General features: G+C 66.0%; 18 protein-coding genes. 7 read left to right on the top strand and 11 right to left on the bottom strand.

What is annotated here, in order from left to right:
• The first annotated feature begins 129 nt into the window (after positions 1 to 129).
• Positions 130 to 651, top strand: a complete 522-nt coding sequence (locus tag ABEA50_RS08725) for a DUF2505 domain-containing protein (protein ID WP_345494567.1) — start codon at positions 130 to 132, stop codon at positions 649 to 651.
• Positions 621 to 1,433 carry a class I SAM-dependent methyltransferase gene (locus ABEA50_RS08720; protein WP_345494566.1) on the top strand — a complete coding sequence of 271 codons (813 nt, stop codon included), beginning with the start codon at positions 621 to 623 and terminating at the stop codon, positions 1,431 to 1,433. Before ABEA50_RS08725 ends, ABEA50_RS08720 begins: the two co-directional genes overlap by 31 nt.
• A 2-nt stretch (positions 1,434 to 1,435) precedes the next feature.
• Here ABEA50_RS08720 and ABEA50_RS08715 read toward each other — a convergent pair whose 3' ends face one another.
• The gene (locus ABEA50_RS08715; RefSeq protein WP_345494565.1) at positions 1,436 to 2,071 is read right to left on the bottom strand and encodes a type IV toxin-antitoxin system AbiEi family antitoxin domain-containing protein; all 636 of its coding nucleotides are present in this window, start codon (positions 2,069 to 2,071) and stop codon (positions 1,436 to 1,438) included.
• A gap of 111 nt (positions 2,072 to 2,182) precedes the next feature.
• Here ABEA50_RS08715 and ABEA50_RS08710 point away from each other — a divergent pair, with 111 nt between their 5' ends.
• A complete protein-coding gene (locus tag ABEA50_RS08710; protein ID WP_345494564.1) occupies positions 2,183 to 2,917 on the top strand; it encodes an LmeA family phospholipid-binding protein in 735 nt (244 codons plus the stop codon).
• An 8-nt stretch (positions 2,918 to 2,925) separates the two neighbouring features.
• Here ABEA50_RS08710 and deoC read toward each other — a convergent pair whose 3' ends face one another.
• Entirely contained in the window at positions 2,926 to 3,594 is a 669-nt protein-coding gene (gene deoC / locus ABEA50_RS08705; protein WP_345494563.1) for a deoxyribose-phosphate aldolase, read from the bottom strand.
• Between the two features lie 129 nt (positions 3,595 to 3,723).
• On the opposite strand from deoC, the gene purU reads away from it, so the two are divergent.
• On the top strand, positions 3,724 to 4,644 hold the full coding sequence (gene purU, locus ABEA50_RS08700; RefSeq protein ID WP_345494562.1) for a formyltetrahydrofolate deformylase: 921 nt from the start codon (positions 3,724 to 3,726) through the stop codon (positions 4,642 to 4,644).
• 317 nt (positions 4,645 to 4,961) lie between these two features.
• On the opposite strand, the gene ABEA50_RS08695 is transcribed toward purU, so the two are convergent.
• From ABEA50_RS08695 to ABEA50_RS08675, 5 genes are all read right to left on the bottom strand, one after another.
• Positions 4,962 to 6,011, bottom strand: a complete 1,050-nt coding sequence (locus tag ABEA50_RS08695) for an alpha/beta fold hydrolase (protein WP_345494561.1) — start codon at positions 6,009 to 6,011, stop codon at positions 4,962 to 4,964.
• Positions 6,012 to 6,102: 91 nt separating this feature from the next.
• Positions 6,103 to 6,408 (bottom strand): DUF2516 family protein, encoded by a 306-nt coding sequence (locus ABEA50_RS08690; RefSeq protein ID WP_345494560.1) that lies wholly within the window; start codon positions 6,406 to 6,408, stop codon positions 6,103 to 6,105.
• Positions 6,409 to 6,476: 68 nt separating this feature from the next.
• A complete protein-coding gene (locus tag ABEA50_RS08685) occupies positions 6,477 to 7,154 on the bottom strand; it encodes a heparin-binding hemagglutinin (protein WP_345494559.1) in 678 nt (225 codons plus the stop codon).
• Complete coding sequence (locus tag ABEA50_RS08680; RefSeq protein ID WP_345494558.1) at positions 7,151 to 7,729, bottom strand: helix-turn-helix domain-containing protein; 579 nt, start codon at positions 7,727 to 7,729, stop codon at positions 7,151 to 7,153. Before ABEA50_RS08680 ends, ABEA50_RS08685 begins: the two co-directional genes overlap by 4 nt.
• 102 nt (positions 7,730 to 7,831) lie before the next feature.
• On the bottom strand, positions 7,832 to 9,049 hold the full coding sequence (locus ABEA50_RS08675) for a DUF445 domain-containing protein (RefSeq protein WP_345494727.1): 1,218 nt from the start codon (positions 9,047 to 9,049) through the stop codon (positions 7,832 to 7,834).
• Between the two features lie 363 nt (positions 9,050 to 9,412).
• On the opposite strand from ABEA50_RS08675, the gene ABEA50_RS08670 reads away from it, so the two are divergent.
• The 3 genes from ABEA50_RS08670 to ABEA50_RS08660 all read left to right on the top strand — a co-directional run bounded on the left by ABEA50_RS08670 (position 9,413) and on the right by ABEA50_RS08660 (position 13,116).
• Positions 9,413 to 10,156, top strand: coding sequence for a TetR/AcrR family transcriptional regulator (locus ABEA50_RS08670; RefSeq protein ID WP_425577576.1), 744 nt, complete (start codon positions 9,413 to 9,415; stop codon positions 10,154 to 10,156).
• A gap of 160 nt (positions 10,157 to 10,316) precedes the next feature.
• The gene (locus ABEA50_RS08665) at positions 10,317 to 11,849 is read left to right on the top strand and encodes an ABC1 kinase family protein (protein WP_345494556.1); all 1,533 of its coding nucleotides are present in this window, start codon (positions 10,317 to 10,319) and stop codon (positions 11,847 to 11,849) included.
• A gap of 16 nt (positions 11,850 to 11,865) precedes the next feature.
• Positions 11,866 to 13,116, top strand: a complete 1,251-nt coding sequence (locus ABEA50_RS08660) for a saccharopine dehydrogenase family protein (protein ID WP_345494555.1) — start codon at positions 11,866 to 11,868, stop codon at positions 13,114 to 13,116.
• On the opposite strand, the gene ABEA50_RS08655 is transcribed toward ABEA50_RS08660, so the two are convergent.
• The 4 genes from ABEA50_RS08655 to ABEA50_RS08640 are packed head-to-tail and all read right to left on the bottom strand — an operon-like array spanning position 13,117 to position 16,982.
• Positions 13,117 to 13,917 carry a DeoR/GlpR family DNA-binding transcription regulator gene (locus ABEA50_RS08655; protein ID WP_345494554.1) on the bottom strand — a complete coding sequence of 267 codons (801 nt, stop codon included), beginning with the start codon at positions 13,915 to 13,917 and terminating at the stop codon, positions 13,117 to 13,119.
• On the bottom strand, positions 13,914 to 14,825 hold the full coding sequence (locus ABEA50_RS08650; RefSeq protein WP_345494553.1) for a carbohydrate ABC transporter permease: 912 nt from the start codon (positions 14,823 to 14,825) through the stop codon (positions 13,914 to 13,916). The genes ABEA50_RS08655 and ABEA50_RS08650 overlap by 4 nt, the downstream gene beginning before the upstream one ends.
• The gene (locus tag ABEA50_RS08645; protein ID WP_345494552.1) at positions 14,822 to 15,730 is read right to left on the bottom strand and encodes a carbohydrate ABC transporter permease; all 909 of its coding nucleotides are present in this window, start codon (positions 15,728 to 15,730) and stop codon (positions 14,822 to 14,824) included. The genes ABEA50_RS08650 and ABEA50_RS08645 overlap by 4 nt, the downstream gene beginning before the upstream one ends.
• A gap of 1 nt (position 15,731) precedes the next feature.
• On the bottom strand, positions 15,732 to 16,982 hold the full coding sequence (locus ABEA50_RS08640) for an extracellular solute-binding protein (protein ID WP_345494551.1): 1,251 nt from the start codon (positions 16,980 to 16,982) through the stop codon (positions 15,732 to 15,734).
• Between the last annotated feature and the right edge of the window lie 101 nt (positions 16,983 to 17,083).

Raw genomic sequence — 17,083 nt, 5'->3', positions numbered from 1 at the left:
CCGAAGCACGCGCCGCCGAACCAGTTCCACTGGGCGAGTTCAACATCCGGCCGCGCGTGTTTTGTGCTCACTGGCAACGTTTCGCGCCGAACGCTGTGACCGACACCGGTCCCGGTAACGTGTCCAGCCATGGCCCGTCGACTGGATTACTCCGCGCGCTACCCGCTGCACAGCACCAAGGAGCTGTACGCGGCGTTGTCGAACCGCGACTACTGGCACGCGCGCATGGCCGAAATGCAAAAGTACGCACCGGGTAACGAGGTGGCGCAGTTCGAGGCCGATGACAGCGGCATCTCGGTCGAGCTGCACCACATCCTGACCCGCGAGATGTTGCCGGAGATCGCGCAAGCGGTGATGCGCAAGGACATGGTGATCACCCGCAAGGAGAGCTACGAGCCGTTCGATGCGGAGGAAACCGAGGGGAAGTACTCGGCGTCGATCCCCGCGGGACCGGGCAGCCTCGGCGGGACGATCCGGTTGTTCCCCACCGACACCGGCTGCACCCTGCGCTACTCCTCGGTGGCGAAGGTGTTCATTCCGATGGTCGGCCCTCGACTCGAACAGTTGATGCTGGTCAACCTGGTCGATCTGTTTCGCGCCGAGGCCGAATTCACCGTGCAATGGCTGGACGAAAACCTGTCGGTGCGCTGACCAAACCGCTCGGCACCATCACCCGCGGCACCACCGGCATCAACCGGCTGCGCCGCAGCGACCGTTGGTTGGTGCACGACGACATGGTCAGCACCCGATTGCGGGCGCGCCAGGATCCGCTGGTCGTCGATCTCGGTTACGGCGCGCAACCGTGGACGACGCTGGAGTTGGCGGCGCGGCTGCGCACGGTCAATCCCGGTGTGCGGGTGGTCGGCTTGGAGATCGATCCGCAGCGTGTGGTCGCCGATCGCGACGGTGTGCGTTTCGCACGTGGCGGGTTCGAGCTGGCGGGCCTGTGTCCTGATCTGGTGCGTGCGTTCAATGTGTTGCGGCAGTATCCGGAGACGGCGGTCGGTCAGGCGTGGGCGACGCTCAGGTCCGGCCTCTCCCCCGACGGTCTGCTCGTCGACGGCACCTGCGACGAGCTGGGCCGCCGGTGCGCGTGGGTGCTGCTCGACCGATCCGGTCCGCGTTCGTTCACGATGGCGTGGGATCCGTTCACCGTCGAACGTCCCTCCGACATCGCCGAACGGCTACCGAAGGTCTTGATTCATCGCAATATCGCGGGTGAACCGATCCATACCCTGCTGACCGCCGCCGACCGCGCATGGGAGCACGCCGCGGCGGTGGCGCCGTTCGGGCCGCGAGTGCGGTGGCGTGCGGCAACGAATTCTTTGCGTGCACAGGGTTTTCCGGTACGGAACTATCGGCGAAGGATGCGCGACTGCGTGCTCTCGGTGCCGTGGAACAGTGTCGCGCCGAACGGGTGGTCACCGCAGTAGCCTCAGGCGGCGGCCAGCGCGCGACGCAGGCGTTCGGCCACCGGTGGCGCGGATCGTTCTCCCGCGCAACGGATCTCCTCGCCCGCGCAGCGGTGGATCGCCACCGCGTCGGCAACCACCTCGTTCAGCGCCAGCTGGCCGATGTCGGCGGCGGCCAAGTCGAGCACGGTACGCACCGGGGTCGTCACCAGGAACGGGCCCGCCGATTCCACCTCGCCGAGCGAGAATCCCTTCCGCACCACCAGTCGCGGCGGCACGCTCGCTGTGCGCGCACTCGCCCCAGGGCCGCGCACCGCGACGTGCAGAAACGTGGGCCGCAAGCGTCCGAGACCGTGCAGTTCGGCGGCGCTGTGATGTGACACCGCGACCGCGCCGTCGAACCATGCCGCCCACATGGCGTACTCATCGAGCGGTCCCGAGGGCCATTCGGCCAGCCGCAACAGTCCCGATTCGCCCTCGGTGACAGCACCTTCGCCGATCGCGGAGCGCACCCGCGCCGCGCATCCGGTGCGCCACGCCTGCCGGGTGGTGAAGAATCCGGCGTGACGACCGGCGATACGCCGCAGCACTCGCCACCGCTGTTCCGTCGCGGAACCAGGGACACCATCGAGCGCGCGGCCCGCCTCATCGCCAGCCATGACGATAAGGCTACGCCGCAAGCATGTGCCATGTGTCACAGTGAGGCAAGTCACAACCGACCTCATCGGCCCCACAGAACCGGCACAGAAACATCGGGAAGAATCGGCCGCATGAGTACCGAGGCTCGATCCCCGAGAACCATCCAGCGACGCACCCTGGTGATCGCCCTGGTCGTGATCGTGCTCCTGCTGGCCACGGTCCTGGTCGGCGGCGAGGTCTACGCCCGACACAAGCTTTCCCGTTGCGTCAGTACCCAATTCGAACAGGAGATCGGTTCCAAGATCGACGTCGGTTTCGGCGCCAAACCGATGTTGATCACCCTGCTCGACAACAAGATCGGCAAGCTCACCGTCGACAGCGACGACACCAAGTTCGGCCCCGCCGTCGATATGAAGGTGCACGCGGTCTTCAACGATATCGAGCTGCAAAGCGGTGGCGCGGGCGGCGGCACGATCGGCAGCTCGTCGGCCGACATCGACTGGAGCGACGACGGCATCAAGCAGACCCTCGGCGGCCTGGTCAGCGGCGTGCACTCCTCGTCGGGTTCGGACTCGCTGAGCCTCGACGTGCTCGGCGGCCTCGCTCAGCTCCAGGTGAAACCGGTGGTCACCAATGGTGCGGTGAAGGTGGAAACCCAGTCGGCGCAGTTACTGGGAATGGGTCTGCCCAACGACCTGGTGCAGGGCATCGTCGACACCTTCTCCGAGAGCTTGCAGACCTATCCGCTGGGCTTGCGGCCGACGGAGGCGGAGGTCACCGACTCCGGGATCGCGGTGAAGCTCACCGGCGGACCTTCCGAGCTGCAACCGGCGCAGCCGGGCCAGAACACCGAAATCCGCTGCTGAGTCGGCGTTCAGCCGCCGAAGCCGTCGAGTACCTCGCGTGACTTGGACAAGCCGAGCCTGGTCGCGCCCGCGTCGATCAGCGCCGCGGCGGCTTCGGCGGTGCGGATGCCGCCGCTGGCTTTGACGCCGAGTCGGCCGCCCACCGTCTCGGCCATCAGCCGCACCGCATGCACGCTCGCGCCGCCGGCGGGGTGGAATCCGGTCGAGGTCTTCACGAAGTCGGCGCCCGCGGTCCGCGCGGCCCGGCACGCGCCGACGATGGCCTCGTCCGAGAGCGCGGCGGATTCGATGATCACCTTGAGCGCTGCTCGATCTCCGATCGCCTCGCGCACCGTCACGATGTCGGACAGGACCGCGTTGTAGTCACCGGTGACGGCGGCGCCGACGTCGATCACCATGTCCACCTCGGCGGCGCCCTGTTCGACGGCCAGCCGGGCCTCGGCACCCTTCACCAGCGAGTGGTGTTTGCCGGAGGGAAATCCGGTGACCGTCGCCACCACCAATCCCGACGCGCGCACCGGAAGCATCGCGGGCGAGACGCAGATCGCCAGCACCCCGAGCGCGCGGGCGTCCTCGATCAACGACGCGACATCGGCGGCCGTAGCCTCCGGCGCCAACAGGGTGTGGTCGATCATCGCGGCCACTTCGGACCTGGTCAGCGACAGGGAGCTTGCCATGAGGTCAGAGTCTGACACACCTGCGACACCCCAGCCGAATTCCGTTACGCACAGCCGTTTTACGATCGGTAACCCGCAGCGGCGAGGTGCGAGCCTCATCGCAGGCTTTCGACCTGGGAGTATGGGCGCATGAGTTCTGTGTCGCCGAGTTCCGTCTCACTGGGTTCACGCGTGCCCGACGAGGACGATCGCCGTTTCGTGCTGACCCTCGGCTGCTTGGATCGGCCCGGCGTCATCGCGCGGATCACCTCGCTGATCGCGGAGTTCGGCGGTTCGATCGTCGAGGCCGGGTATCACTCCGATGCCGACACCGGGTGGTTCTTCACCAGGCAAGCGATCAAGGCCGCGACCGTGCCGTTCGAGTTCGCACGGTTGCGCGCGCGATTCGCGGCGCTTGCCGAGGAATTCGGGCCCGAAACCGAATGGCAGCTGTTGGATTCGGGTGCGCGCCGCACGGCGGTGTTGCTGGTCAGCAAGGACGGTCACTGCCTGCACGACCTGCTCGGCAGGGCGAGCAGCGGTGAGCTGCCCGCCGATATCGCCGCCGTGATCGGCAACCATCCCGATCTCGGCGCGATCACCGAGGCACACGGCGTGCCGTTTCATCACGTGCGGTTCCCCAAGGACCCCGCCGAACGCGGTCCCGCCTTCGAGCAGGTGCGCGAACTGGTCGACAAGCACGACCCGGACGCGGTGGTGCTTGCCCGGTTCATGCAGGTGCTCCCCGCCGCGCTGTGCGCGCACTGGGCGGGCAAGGCGATCAACATCCATCACAGCTTCTTGCCGTCGTTCGTCGGCGCGCGGCCCTACCATCAGGCGTTCGCGCGCGGGGTGAAGCTGATCGGCGCGACCTGCCACTACGTCACCCCGGAATTGGACGCGGGACCGATCATCGAGCAGGACGTGACCCGCATCGATCACGCCGACGACGTGCGCGACATGGTGCGCCAAGGCCGCGATATCGAGCGCGTGGTGCTAGCGCGTGGCCTGCGCTGGCATCTGGAAGGCCGGGTGCTCGTGCACGGACGCCGCACCGTCGTGTTCTCCTGAACCGCGCCGCGATCACTCGAGCGCGTCGCCGTCGCCGATCCCGCGACTGCTGGGTCGACATCCGGTTTTGCCGCGCACTGAACCGCGCGTGCGGTGCGCCCCACCCGGACAGACGCGCTTCGCGCGCGTAGCGTCCCGTCGGCACGGACCCCTGAACACCACTCGAAACACGTTGCAGACGAAGCTATCCCGCGGTTTCCACGGCAACATATCGCGCTGACCGCGCCTACGTGCGCGCTGACATCCGGGCACACCGGCTCGCCGGGCAGGCCCGGCCGTCATGGACTCCTGAACAGCTAAACCTCTTGCGGCGGAATCTAGCCCGCGATTTCTACGTCGGCATCCGGTTGTCCGCGATCGCGCACCGATTCGAGCACCCGCGCCAACTCGAGGTTGAACTCCGCGTAGGCCTCGGCGTTGCCGAGATGACCGGTCGGTAGCAACCGGTACGCGTCGAGGCTGCCCGTGTCGGCGAGCATGCGGCAGATCCGCTCCGCGTGCACCGCGGGGGTCAGGTCGTCGAATTCGCCCGCGATGACGGTGGTGGGCACGACCAGCTTGCGCGCCGCCTGTCCCACATCCATTCGGCTCAGCAGCACACCGTATTTGGCGCGTACCAACGCGGGACACGAGCGAACGATCGACAGACTGAAGTCGAGCACATCGCCGGTCGCGGCCTTGCTCATGATGCCGTTGGCGAACAGGCGGCGAAACGGTGCGATGGGCGGAAACAGCAGCGGCATGCCGAGTCCGATCCGCCCGAGCCACCTCGGCATCGGAATCCGTCGTGCGCGCGACCCGAGCGGCTTGTTCAGCAGTGGCAGGAGCGTGGTCTCGGCGACCAGACTGTCCGGTCCGGTGTTGGTCAACACGACGGCGTCGAGTTGTTCGGCGACCCGATGTGGGTAGCGACCGGCCCACGCCTGCACGGTCATGGCGCCAAGGCTGTGGCCGACCAGGGCCGCCTTCTCCCCCGGTGCCAGCGCCGCCGCGAGCACATCGGCCAGGTCGTCGGCGAGCAGGTCCATGCTCAGCGGACTCGACCCGAAGTCGCTGTCGCCGTGACCGCGCTGGTCGTAGGCGATCACGCGGTACTTGTCGGCGAAGGCGTTGATCTGGGGGTTCCAGTATTCGAGGCAGCAGGTCCACCCGTGCGCGAGAACGAGCGCGGGGCCGTCCTCGGGACCGTAGGCGTGCACTCGGAGCTCGGCACCGTCACGGGCGGTGACCGGAATGACCTCACGCGGCGCGGTCGGCGGGTTCAGTGCCGCGGTCTGATAGGTCCTGGTGCGCAGTTTCGCACGATGGTCGGCGAATCGGCCGCCCCCTCGAGCGGGCACCAACGCGTTCGGCGACATTGCGCGCATCGGTCACTCCTTTGTGTTACTGCTAGATACAGTAACTCCGATGCGCGGAAACCACCAGGGTGGCCCCCGCAAACCCCGCCGTCATGCGTGTTTACCAGCGCGGACCGCGTTGCACTTCATCGACTTTCGGACGCACGTCGGCCATGTACACCCCCGTGGCGACAATGGCGATGAACGCGAGCAGCCCGAAGCTGAACGGCGCGATCAGCAGCAGCAGGATCGCGACACCGAGAATCGCCAACCAGATCTGCTTGGTCATCTTGTCCACCGCGGTGAACGCGTCCGGCCGTTGCCGCACCGCGTGGATCAGCGCGAAGATCGCCGCCCCCAACGCGGCGAGCCACAGCACGAGAAGAATTACCCCGGTCAAACTTTGCGCTGTATCCACAGGACCCATGATAGGAGCAACGTCCCCGCGCACCGAGGGCGCGCGGGGACGTCACGAACGAACGACGGCCGACCGGGTCAGACCTGCTTGGGCGCGGCCTTCTTCGGGGCGGTCTTCTTGGCGGCGGCGCGCTTGGCGGCGGGCGCCTTCTTCGGCGCCGCGGTGGCGCCACCGGTGGCCACCGGCTCGCTCGGCGCTTGCGGCTCGGCGACGGGCTCGGCCTCGGTGGTCACCGTGACGACCTCGGCGTCGACGACCTCGTCGCTGTCGCCATTGCTCGACTCGGCCTTACCCGGGCGCCCGAGCAATCCGTTGAACCGGCTGACGGCGTCGGTGTAGAGCACCTCGACGCGCTCGATCCGGTCTTCGACCAGGTGGTTGTTGCGCAGCCGGTCGACGGTTTCCTCGCCGCGGTCGGCGAGGTCGGTGTAGGCGTCGAGCGCCTGACGGTAGTACTTCTCGGCCAGCGCGCGCAGTTCCTCGGGGGTGAACTTCTCGCGCAGCTCGGCGAGGTCCTCCGGCAGCTCGGACGGCAGCTCGGACAGCCGCTCGCGCAGCGACTCGAACTGTGCCTGCACGTCGGCGGGGACGGTGGCGAAACGCTCACGCGCCTCCTCCACCTTGCCGGAGACATCGGTGGTGCTCGCGCGCTCGCGCACCTGGGTCACCACATCGGTGACGGCGGCGTAGAGGGCATCACCCGCACCGACGGTAGCGAGCAGTGACCTGGTGACGGTGGGGTTCTTCTCGGTCATGATGGTTCGTCCTCCTGGCGTGGCGCGGTAGCCGCGTTATCCACGGATTCGGTTGTCGTCGACACGGTTTCGGCGCTCTGACCGTCCGTGCGCGGAACGTCGCTGTCCCATTCGGTTCCCCCTCCGGTCGGCGCCACCGGCTCGTCGGACTCGTCACCGCCGTTCTCCCGGCGGAACGATTCGTAGATATCCAATAGCACCTGTTTTTGCCGCTCGCTGATCGAAGTGTCGGCGAGCAGCGCGTCCCGGACCGGACTGTGCGGCCGCTGTTCGAGATAGCCGGCCCGGATGTACAACACCTCCGAGGACACCCGCAGCGCTTTCGCGATCTGCGCGAGTACCTCGGCCGACGGATTGCGCAATCCCCGCTCGATCTGACTGAGATAGGGGTTGCTCACTCCGGCCAGGGTGGCGAGCTGTCGCAGCGAGACCTGTGCGGCCTCCCGCTGCGACCTGATGAAACCGCCGATGTCGTGCGCCGCGTTCACCACGCGGGCCGCCTTGTCGCCAACTCCTGCCGATTGCTCGGACTCGTTGTCGGTGTACTCGGCGGAAACCTCGGGCTTTTCAGCCATCACTCACCTTCTGGCGTTGTACGAAATCGATGATAGGACAGGGTGCTAACTATTGCAAGCAGTCTGTAAGCACTCTTTACGCGGCGTGTTCGTGCCGGAGGACTAGCCGCCGAACATCAGCTGCGAAATCGTGTAGATCAGCAGGCCGGCAAGCGAACCGACCACCGTTCCGTTGATACGGATGAATTGCAGATCCCGACCGACCTGCAATTCGATCTTCTTGCTCGCCTCGTCGGCGTCCCACCTCGCCACCGTATCCGTAACCAGGGTCGTGATTTCCCCCGCGTAGTTCTCCACGAGGTAGCGTGCCCCGCGATCGATCCAGTTGTCGACTTTGGCGCGCATGCCGTCATCGTCGCGTAACCGCTCACCCAACTGCTGCACGTTCTCGGCGACCTTGCGGCGCAATGTGCTGTCGGGGTCATCGGCCGATTCCAGGATCAAACGCTTGGCCGCACGCCACGTAGCCTCGGCCATTCCGGTGATCTCCTCGCGCCCCATGATCTGTGACTTGATCCGCTCGGCCTTGGTGATCATGGCCTCGTCGTGTTGCAGGTCCTCGGCGAACTCCTCGAGGAAACCGTTGACCGCCAGGCGCACATCGTGTTCCGGGTCGGCCCTGATCTTCCAGGTGAATTCGACGAGTTCGCGGTAGACCCGCTCCGAGAGCAACACATTCACGAATTTCGGCGCCCACTGCGGCGCCTCACGCAGAACGATCTTGTCGATCGTCTCCTGCGAACCCAGCGCCCACTGGTGCGCCCGCTCGGCGAGCATGTCCAACAGCGCCAGCTGACGATTGTCGGCCAACAATTCCGCGAGCACCCGCCCGATCGGCGGCCCCCACAGCGGCTCGGCGATCCGCTTGACGATGGTGTTGTCGATGACCTGCTCGACGTCTTCGTCACGCAACGCGCCAACCACGGCGCGCAGAATCGTCGAGCTCTCCTGCGCCACCCGTGCGGCGTGCTCGGGATCGGCCATCCATCGACCGACCCGCCAGGACACCTGCGCCGCGCTCACCCGGGCCGAAACCACCTCGGGAGCAAGGAAATTCGTGCCGACGAAGGTGCCGAGACTGGCACCGAGCTGATCCTTCTTCTTCCTGATGATCGCGGTGTGCGGGATGGGGAGGCCGAGCGGATGCCGAAACAGCGCGGTCACCGCGAACCAGTCGGCGAGCGCGCCGACCATGCCCGCCTCCGAGGCGGCACGCACGTAGCCCACCCAGGCTCCCGCGTCGTCGGAGGATTCCAGCCAGCGACAGCACAGGTAGATCACCGTCGCCAGCGCGAGTAGGCCGGTCGCGAAGGCCTTCATCCGCCACAGGTCGCGGCGCTTGCCCTCTTCGTCGAGCACTGCGGCGAACGCGCTCGTCGGTTCGGGTGCGGAGGTGTTCGATACAGAGGTGTTCGACGCGGCGGGGGTGTCCACGACCGTGCTGTTGTCGGGAGCATTCTGCATAGCGACCATTCTGCTGTGCTCCGGCGCGTACGGCCGGTGCGAGGCGGACAAGTGTGGTTCGTGACGCATACCGACCCCAATCGTGACAATCGACGGTGGCCGGGACATAAGCTGGGGACATCAGGACACGTAACAGGTCGACACACGCAACATAAGGAGCTCACGCTGTCCACCGAAGACATCGTCGACGTCGGCGAACGGGCCGAGCGACCGTCGGCGGTGCGCACCGGCCGACCGGACGGTCGCAAACGTCGTTGGCGCCAACACAAGATCGATCGTCGCGAGGAGCTCGTAGACGGCACTCTCGCCGCGGTGCGCGCCCGAGGTAGCGGCGCGGGGATGGATGAGATCGCCGCCGAGATCGGCGTCTCCAAAACCGTGCTATATCGATATTTTTCCGATAAGAACGACCTGGTCCGCGCGACGATGCAGCGGTTCATCGAAACCACGCTGATGCCGAGGGTCTACGGCGCGATCAGCCTGGACGCCGACGAATATCAACTCACCCGCTCGGCGTTGGCCGAATATGTCGGCACGGTGGACGAGGACCCCGAGGTCTATCGGTTCATCATGGGCAACGGCTCGAACGAGCAGTCCTCGCTGGCGGAGTTCGAGAAGCTGTTCGCGGAGGTGGTCGCCGCGGTGATCACCGCGCGTGCCGGTGAGAAGGGCATCGAGACCGACGGCGCGTTGCTCTGGTCGTATGTGCTGGTCGGCGGGATTCAGCTGGCGACGCACTGGTGGACGACGGAGAAGTCGATCTCCCGCGAGGAAGTGATCGATTACCTGACCATGATGGCCTGGAGCGCCATCGAGGGCATGGCCCGCGCCAATGGTTCGCGCGAGACGTTCAACAACCAGCCGCATGTGCTACCCACCCCCGCGCTCGACGCGAAGAACGCCGTCGCGGCGCGCGAGAAGACCGACGCCGCGGGGACCGAGGACGCCGCCACCGAGTCCTGACCCGCGTGTCGACACGGGTGCTAGCTGGGGCGCTAGCAAAAGGCGATCGCGCGACTCGACATCGCCGCAAGGTTGGTTAGTCTGAACCCCGAGCGGTCCGGCCCCAGTTCGACTCGGGCGCCGAGCGGCCGCCCGCGTCGGCACCAATGGAGGTACCTCGATGGCGAAGCAGGTCCCCACTTCTCGACTTGCTCGTGGCACCAAACTAGGTGCGGTCGCCGCCGGTTCGGTGATTCGAACCCAGCGCACCCGCTTGACCATGCGGGGCAGGTCGGAGGCGGTCCGCGCGAAGATGGCCGAGGAGTCCATGATTCGCACCACCGAGCAGGTGGTCGCGGTGCTCGGCACCATGAAGGGTGTCGCGATGAAACTCGGACAGATGATGTCCGTGCTCGATTTGGACCTGGTGCCGCAGAATCATCGCGAACGATTCCAGCAGCGGCTGGCGGTACTGCGTGACGCGGCACCGACGGTCTCGTTCGAGGCGATGCGCAAGGTCATCGAGGACGATTTCGGCAAGCCGCTCGAGCAGCTGTTCGCGGAGTTCGAGCCCGAGCCGGTGGCGGCGGCCTCGATCGGTCAGGTCTATCGCGGCAGGCTGCACGACGGCAGACAGGTCGCGATCAAGGTGCAGTATCCCGGCATCGATACGGCCGTGCGCGCGGACCTGAAGAACCTGGCCATGTTTCGGAAGATGCTGCAATCGGCGCTGCCGTGGGTGACACCAGCGGTGCTCGACGAGCTTCGGCTGAATCTGGAGAGCGAACTCGATTATCGGACCGAGGCGCAGACCCAGGCGCAGATCGCGGATCTGTACGCCGGTCATCCGTTCATCGTGGTTCCGCGTTCGGTACCGGAACTGAGCTCGACCAGGGTGTTGGTCACCGAGTATCTGCCGGGAAAGAGTTTCGCCGAGGTCCGCGAGCTACCCGAACGGGAGCGGGACCGGATCGGTGAGATCATCTACCGCTTCTATGTGGGTTCGTTGTTCACCTTCCACGAGTTCTGCGGCGACCCGCATCCCGGTAATGTGCTGCTCGCCGACGACGGTCGCGTGGGATTTCTCGATTTCGGCCTGTTCAATCGGATGGGCCCGGAGCACGTCCGCTTGGAGATCGCGTGCCTGCGTGCCGCCTGCGAGGGACGCGCGCAAGACCTGCGGCAGTTGATGATCGAGCGCGGCGTGATCAGTTCGCCGGAGGAGATCACCGCCGAGGACTGTTTGGAGTACGTACTTTCCGCCTCGGAGTGGTGCCTGATCGACGAGGAGCTCACCATCACCCCCGAATTGGCCAGCGGCGCTTTCCTGCTCGCGGTCGACCCGAGGGCGGGCGAGTTCGCGGGCATGAAACATCAGAATCTGCCGCCGGAGCATTTGTTCTCCCGTCGCGCCGATTTCCTCACCTTCGGCACCTTGGGTCAGCTCGGCTGCACCGCGAATTGGCATCGCGTTTCCCGTGAATGGCTCTACGACGAAGAACCGGTCACCGAACTCGGTGTCGCACACCACCGTTGGCTTGCCGAGAAACCGAGGGAAGCGAATACCGCCGCGGCGAGGAAGCCGAAGAAAACCACCGCGAGCAAGCAGCCGCGTGCCAAGAAGGCATCGACAACGAAGACCACCGACAACACCGCCGCGACACCGACCGGTGCGAGCTCGAGCGATGCCGCCGAGCTACGCCGCGAGGCTTAGTGGCAGAACGGAAACCATGGCAGACACCCGAGAATTCGATCTGATCCTCTTCGGCGCGACCGGCTTCGTCGGCAAACTCACCGCCGCCTATTTGGTTGGGGCAGCGCCGGATTCGGCGCGGATCGCACTCGCGGGCCGTTCGTTGGACAAGCTCACCGCAGTGCGCGCCGACCTCGGACCCGAGGCCGCCGACTGGGGGTTGGTGGTGGCCGATTCCACCGATCAGGCTGCGCTCGACGCGTTGGCAGAACGCACCAGGGTCGTGGTCACCACGGTCGGCCCGTACCTGCGCTACGGCCTGCCGATGGTGGCGGCCTGCGCGAAGGCAGGCACGCACTACGCCGATCTCACCGGCGAACCGCTTTTCGTCCGCGACGCCATCGACGGCTACCACGAGCAGGCGACGAGCACCGGCGCGAAGATCGTGAATTCCTGCGGCTACGACTCGGTGCCCTCGGACCTCAGCGTGTATCAGCTCTACCGCAGCTCGGTGGACGACAACACCGGCGAGCTAACGGACACCACCCTGGTAGCCACCTTGAAGGGCGGCGTCAGCGGCGGGACGATCGATTCGGGCCGGGCGATGATGGAGGCCGTCGCGGCCGACTCGTCCAAGGGATCGGTGCTCGCGCACCCGTATTCGCTGAGCCCGGACAAGTCGATGGATCCCGAGGTGGGCCGCCAGACCGATCAGGCGCTCGCGCGGGCCAGCGCGATCGACCCGAGCCTGGACGGCTGGGTGAGCACGTTCGTGATGGCCGCGCACAACACCAAGATCGTGCGACGCAGCAACGGCCTGCTCGGCTGGGTGTACGGCAAGAACTTCCGCTACCGCGAGGTGATGAGCGCCGGCAGTTCACCAACGGCTCCGCTGGTGGCGGCGGGTATCGCGGGCGGAATCGTCGCGGGGCTCGCGGCGGGCGCGTTGCTGTCGCGAGTGTCGGTCGGCCGCAAGGTGCTCGACCGCGTGCTGCCCAAGCCGGGCACCGGGCCGAGCGAAAGCGCCCGCACCAGTGGATGGTTCAAAATGAAGACCTTCGCGCGCACCACATCCGGCGCGAAATACGTCGCGACATTCGCCGGCACCGGCGACCCCGGCTACCAGGCCACCGCCGTGCTGCTCGGCGAGAGCGGACTCTCGCTGGCCTTCGACACCGACAAGCAGCCGGAACTGTCCGGCGTACTCACCCCTGCCACGGCGATGGGTGACGCGCTGACCGAGCGGCTGCGCGCGGCCGGAATGACCATCAAGGTCGAGCGCGCCTGACTAGACCACGTCCACGCGCACCCCGGCCGCCTCCATCGCGGTGACGGCGGCCGGGTCCGCGTCGGCGTCGGTGATTAGCACGTCCACCTCGTCGATCCCGCAGATCCTGGCAAGGGCACTGCGCTGCAACTTGTCCGAGGTGGCGACCACGAGCACGCGCCCGCAGCGGCGCACCATCTCGGTGGTGACCCCGGCTTCGTCGATGTGCCTGCATTGCGCGCCGCCGTCCACGGAGATCGCGTTCACGCCGAGGATCAGCTCGTCCAGGCGTAGTTCGGCCAGCGCGCGTTCGGCCAAAGGACCGTGTAGTTCATAGGATTCGCGCCGCGCGACACCGCCGAGCACGATGGTGCGAATGTGCGGCCGCAGCACCATCTCCCCCGCGATGTTCAGCGCGTTCGTCACCAGGGTCAGTTGTTGATCGCCGGACAGTTCGGGGTCGGTGCGTCCGGCCAGGGCCCGTGCGACGACCGTTGTCGTGGTGCCGCCGTTGATTCCGACCACCGACCTGGCGTCGACCAGTGCGGCGGCACGTTCGGCTATGCGTTGTTTGGCCGCGTCGGCGGTCTGCCGATAGCGGGCAGGCAACTCGTAGGCGACCGAGGTGGCCACCACACCACCGTGTGTCCTGGTCGCCAATTGTTGTTCGGCCAGGGTGGTGAAGTCGCGCCGCACGGTGGCCGCGGAGACGCCGAGGCGTTCTGCGGTCTCTTCCACCGAGAGCCGTCCCGATTCGGCGAGCAGTTCCAGCAGCCGGTTCCAGCGTTGCGGACGGTTGGTCGGCCCGGTCGCCGACGTCATTTCACGCTGCCCGCGGTGAGTCCCGCGACCAGCCGCTTCTCGATGAACGCGAACAAGATCACCACCGGAACGATACCGACGGTCGAAATGGCGAACACGTAATGCCATGCGGTGTCGTATTGTCCGATAAATTTGGTGAGTGCCACCGAGATCGGCTGATTCTTCGGGCTGGTCAAGATCACCAGGCTGGCCGCGAATTCGTTCCAGCACGACACCAGCACGAAGATCGTCGCGGTGACGATGCCAGGCCAGACCAGCGGCAAACTCACCCGCAGCAGGATCTGGCGGCGGTTGAGCCCGTCGAGCATCGCGGCCTCCTCGATCTGCACCGGGATCGAGGCGAAGAAGCTGTGCAGGATCCACACCGCGAACGAGAGATTGAACGCGGCGTTGACCAGGATCATCGCCAGCCACGTGTCGTTGATCCCGAGCACGAAGAATTCCCGGATCAGTCCGGTCACCAGCACGGTGGGTTGCAGCATCTGGGTCACCAGCACCACCCCGAGAAATACCGCGCGACCGGGAAAACGGTGCCGCGCGGTGTAATACGCGGCCGGTATCGCCACCAGCAGCACGAGCACCGTGGCGAAGACCGCGATGATGGCCGTGCTCACCAGGTTGAACGGCAGCGGGGATTCCGGAGTGTCCCACATGGTGGCGTAGTTGTCGGGGTGCCAGGTCTCGGGCAGGTAGGTCGGCGGGATGCGCCGGATCTCCGCGCTGGTTTTCAGCGAGCCCAGCACCATCACCACGTACGGGATCAGGAACAGCGCGGCGATCAGCACGCCGGCGGCGGTGAGTTCCCACCGCCTACGCCTGGTCCATACCCGCCCGCCGCGTGAGCCCGGGACCGATTTGCCTTGCACCGCGGACTTTCGCGCGTCGACGGTCACGGTGGATGTGGTCACTCGTCGACCCCCTTCACCGGCCGCACGAGCTTCACATACACCGCGATGATCACGATGATCAGCGCGAAGTTGAGCACGCTCATCGCGGCGGCGGTATCGATCTCTTGATTCTGTCGAATCAGCTTGAAGGTCAACGTGGTCGTGGTGTCGGCCGAGAATCCCGCGATGCTGCCGGTGAGCACCTGCAGGATCGGTAACGAGTTGAACGCGTTGATGATGTTGATGATCGTGGCCACCGCGATCGCCGGTCGCAGTTGCGGCAGGGTGAGGAAGCGGTAGCGCTGCCACGCGCTCGCACCGTCGATGCGCCCCGCCTCGTGCATCTCGGCCGGAATCGCTTGCAGCCCGGCGAGCATGGTGTAGGTGGTGAACGGGATCGAGACGAACACCGCGACCCCGATCGCCACCAGGAACGCGGGTCCCGGTTGTTTGGTGAAGCCGAAACCGCGGTCGAGCACGCCGATGTCGACGAGGAATCGATTGACGATGCCGACATCAGGGTCGAGCATGTTGTAGAAGATCGTCGTCGTCATCACCACCGACGCCGCCCACGGCACCAGGATCGCCAGGCGCACCGCGGTGCGTCCGGGAAAATCCTTGTTCAGAAATTGCGCGAGCGCCGCGGATAGCACCAGCGTGATCAGCACGACCGCGACCACCCACACCACCGTGTGCACGAGCACACCACCGAGTTCGGAAATGTCGAACAGGGTGCGGAAATTGGCGAGCCCCGCACCGCCGCGGTCTTGGCCGTAGGAGCTGAGGTCCCTGGTGCTCGTCCACACCATGTAGCCCGCGGGGAAGGCGACGACGGCCGCGATCAGGATCAGCACCGGACCGATCCACGGTATCGCGGCCAGCGCCTTGCCCGGCGTGGACGTTACCCGGGATGTACTGCGTGACACGTCAGTTCGCGGCTTCCTGAATCCGTCCGAGCACCTGCGCCGGGTCGGCCCCCTGCGCGATCGTGCCCATCTGCTGCCGGATGGCACCCTGCGCGGCAGCCCATTTCGCGTTGTTGCTCGGATAGAACTCGGCAACCGGCAGGGTCGGTGCGAAGGCCTTGGTCACCGGGTCGTCGGCGAGCACGGCGGTGGCGCTGTTGGTGATGGGAATGAAGCCCTCGTGGCTGACGAAATTCGCGTACACCTGCGGCGAGTAGAAGTAGTCCAGGAACTTCTTGATCGAGGCGGCCTTCTTACCGTCCTTCTTGAACGCCATCAGATGGTCGGCGACACCGAGGGTGACGGGTTCGCCGGTCTTGGTGGGCGATGGCGCGGTCGCGTAGCGCAAGCCGGGGTTCTTGGCCGCGATCTGACCGATCGTCGGTGGCAATCCCTCGATCATGCCGATCTTGCCCTGGATGAACGCGTTGATCACGTCCTTGCGGTCGGTGGCGCCCGGATTCGGTTGGGTAGCACCGGCATCGACCAGTGCGCGGATCGCACGCACGCCTTCGAGGTTGCGCGGAGTGTCGACGGTGACCTTGTCGCCCTCGGACCAGCTGCCGCCGGCGCCGAAGGTCCAGATCGAGGTCTCGCCCTGGGCTTCCTCGCTGCCCAGCGGCAGGCCGTAGCCGGACACTCCGCCGCCGAGGGCTTGAATCTTCTTGGCGGCCTCGGTCAACTCGGCCCAGGTCTTGGGTGGTGTGGCGATGCCCGCCCGCTCGAACAGCTCGCTGTTGTAGAACAGGGTGCGCGTGGAGGCGAACAGCGGCAGCGCGTACTGGGTGCCTTCGATCGAGGCGTTCTTCGCGAATCCGGGTTGAATATCGGAAAGCACCTGGTCGGAGACGATCTCGGGGGCCGGGTAGAGCATGTCGTCGCTCGCGAAGCTCGCGTAGGCGTCGATATTGAGGATGTCGGGTGTCGTCGATTCCGATTGCAGTTTGGTGCGCACCACGTCGTTGATCGAATCCCAGGATTCCAGCTCGAGATTCACGGTGACGTCGGGATTCTCGGCACGGAAGTCGGCGATGATGCCGTCCCACAAGGCTTTTGTGCCGGTATCGCCGTCACTGTAGGTGGGTGCGAGGAAGTTGATGGTGGTGTCGGAGTCGCCGGAATCGGTGGAGCCGAAACCGCAGGAGCTGATCGCCAACGCGAGCCCCGTGACCATCGCGAACCCCGCGAGCATGCCGTGGTGTGTTCTTTTCACGAGTAGAACCTTTCGATAATGCACACCCGGCGACAGCGCAGGGCCGATGATGGATCGAACTGATCGACCGGTTCTCAATCTAACGCCAACGATGATCATCT

It is taken from the genome of Nocardia callitridis (genome assembly GCF_039543305.1).
GTDB lineage: Bacteria > Actinomycetota > Actinomycetes > Mycobacteriales > Mycobacteriaceae > Nocardia > Nocardia callitridis.
This window is presented reverse-complemented; position numbering and strand designations above follow the sequence as displayed.

What these genes read in the sequence shown, in the direction of transcription:
- ABEA50_RS08665 (WP_345494556.1), top strand. Translation starts at nt 10,317, where the DNA reads ATGGCGAAGCAGGTCCCCACTTCTCGACTTGCTCGTGGCACCAAACTA.
- ABEA50_RS08685 (WP_345494559.1), bottom strand. Translation starts at nt 7,154, where the DNA reads ATGACCGAGAAGAACCCCACCGTCACCAGGTCACTGCTCGCTACCGTC.
- purU (WP_345494562.1), top strand. Translation starts at nt 3,724, where the DNA reads ATGAGTTCTGTGTCGCCGAGTTCCGTCTCACTGGGTTCACGCGTGCCC.
- ABEA50_RS08675 (WP_345494727.1), bottom strand. Translation starts at nt 9,049, where the DNA reads ATGAAGGCCTTCGCGACCGGCCTACTCGCGCTGGCGACGGTGATCTAC.
- ABEA50_RS08690 (WP_345494560.1), bottom strand. Translation starts at nt 6,408, where the DNA reads ATGGGTCCTGTGGATACAGCGCAAAGTTTGACCGGGGTAATTCTTCTC.
- ABEA50_RS08710 (WP_345494564.1), top strand. Translation starts at nt 2,183, where the DNA reads ATGAGTACCGAGGCTCGATCCCCGAGAACCATCCAGCGACGCACCCTG.
- ABEA50_RS08660 (WP_345494555.1), top strand. Translation starts at nt 11,866, where the DNA reads ATGGCAGACACCCGAGAATTCGATCTGATCCTCTTCGGCGCGACCGGC.
- ABEA50_RS08715 (WP_345494565.1), bottom strand. Translation starts at nt 2,071, where the DNA reads ATGGCTGGCGATGAGGCGGGCCGCGCGCTCGATGGTGTCCCTGGTTCC.
- ABEA50_RS08680 (WP_345494558.1), bottom strand. Translation starts at nt 7,729, where the DNA reads ATGGCTGAAAAGCCCGAGGTTTCCGCCGAGTACACCGACAACGAGTCC.
- deoC (WP_345494563.1), bottom strand. Translation starts at nt 3,594, where the DNA reads ATGGCAAGCTCCCTGTCGCTGACCAGGTCCGAAGTGGCCGCGATGATC.
- ABEA50_RS08720 (WP_345494566.1), top strand. Translation starts at nt 621, where the DNA reads ATGGCTGGACGAAAACCTGTCGGTGCGCTGACCAAACCGCTCGGCACC.
- ABEA50_RS08695 (WP_345494561.1), bottom strand. Translation starts at nt 6,011, where the DNA reads ATGCGCGCAATGTCGCCGAACGCGTTGGTGCCCGCTCGAGGGGGCGGC.
- ABEA50_RS08655 (WP_345494554.1), bottom strand. Translation starts at nt 13,917, where the DNA reads ATGACGTCGGCGACCGGGCCGACCAACCGTCCGCAACGCTGGAACCGG.
- ABEA50_RS08725 (WP_345494567.1), top strand. Translation starts at nt 130, where the DNA reads ATGGCCCGTCGACTGGATTACTCCGCGCGCTACCCGCTGCACAGCACC.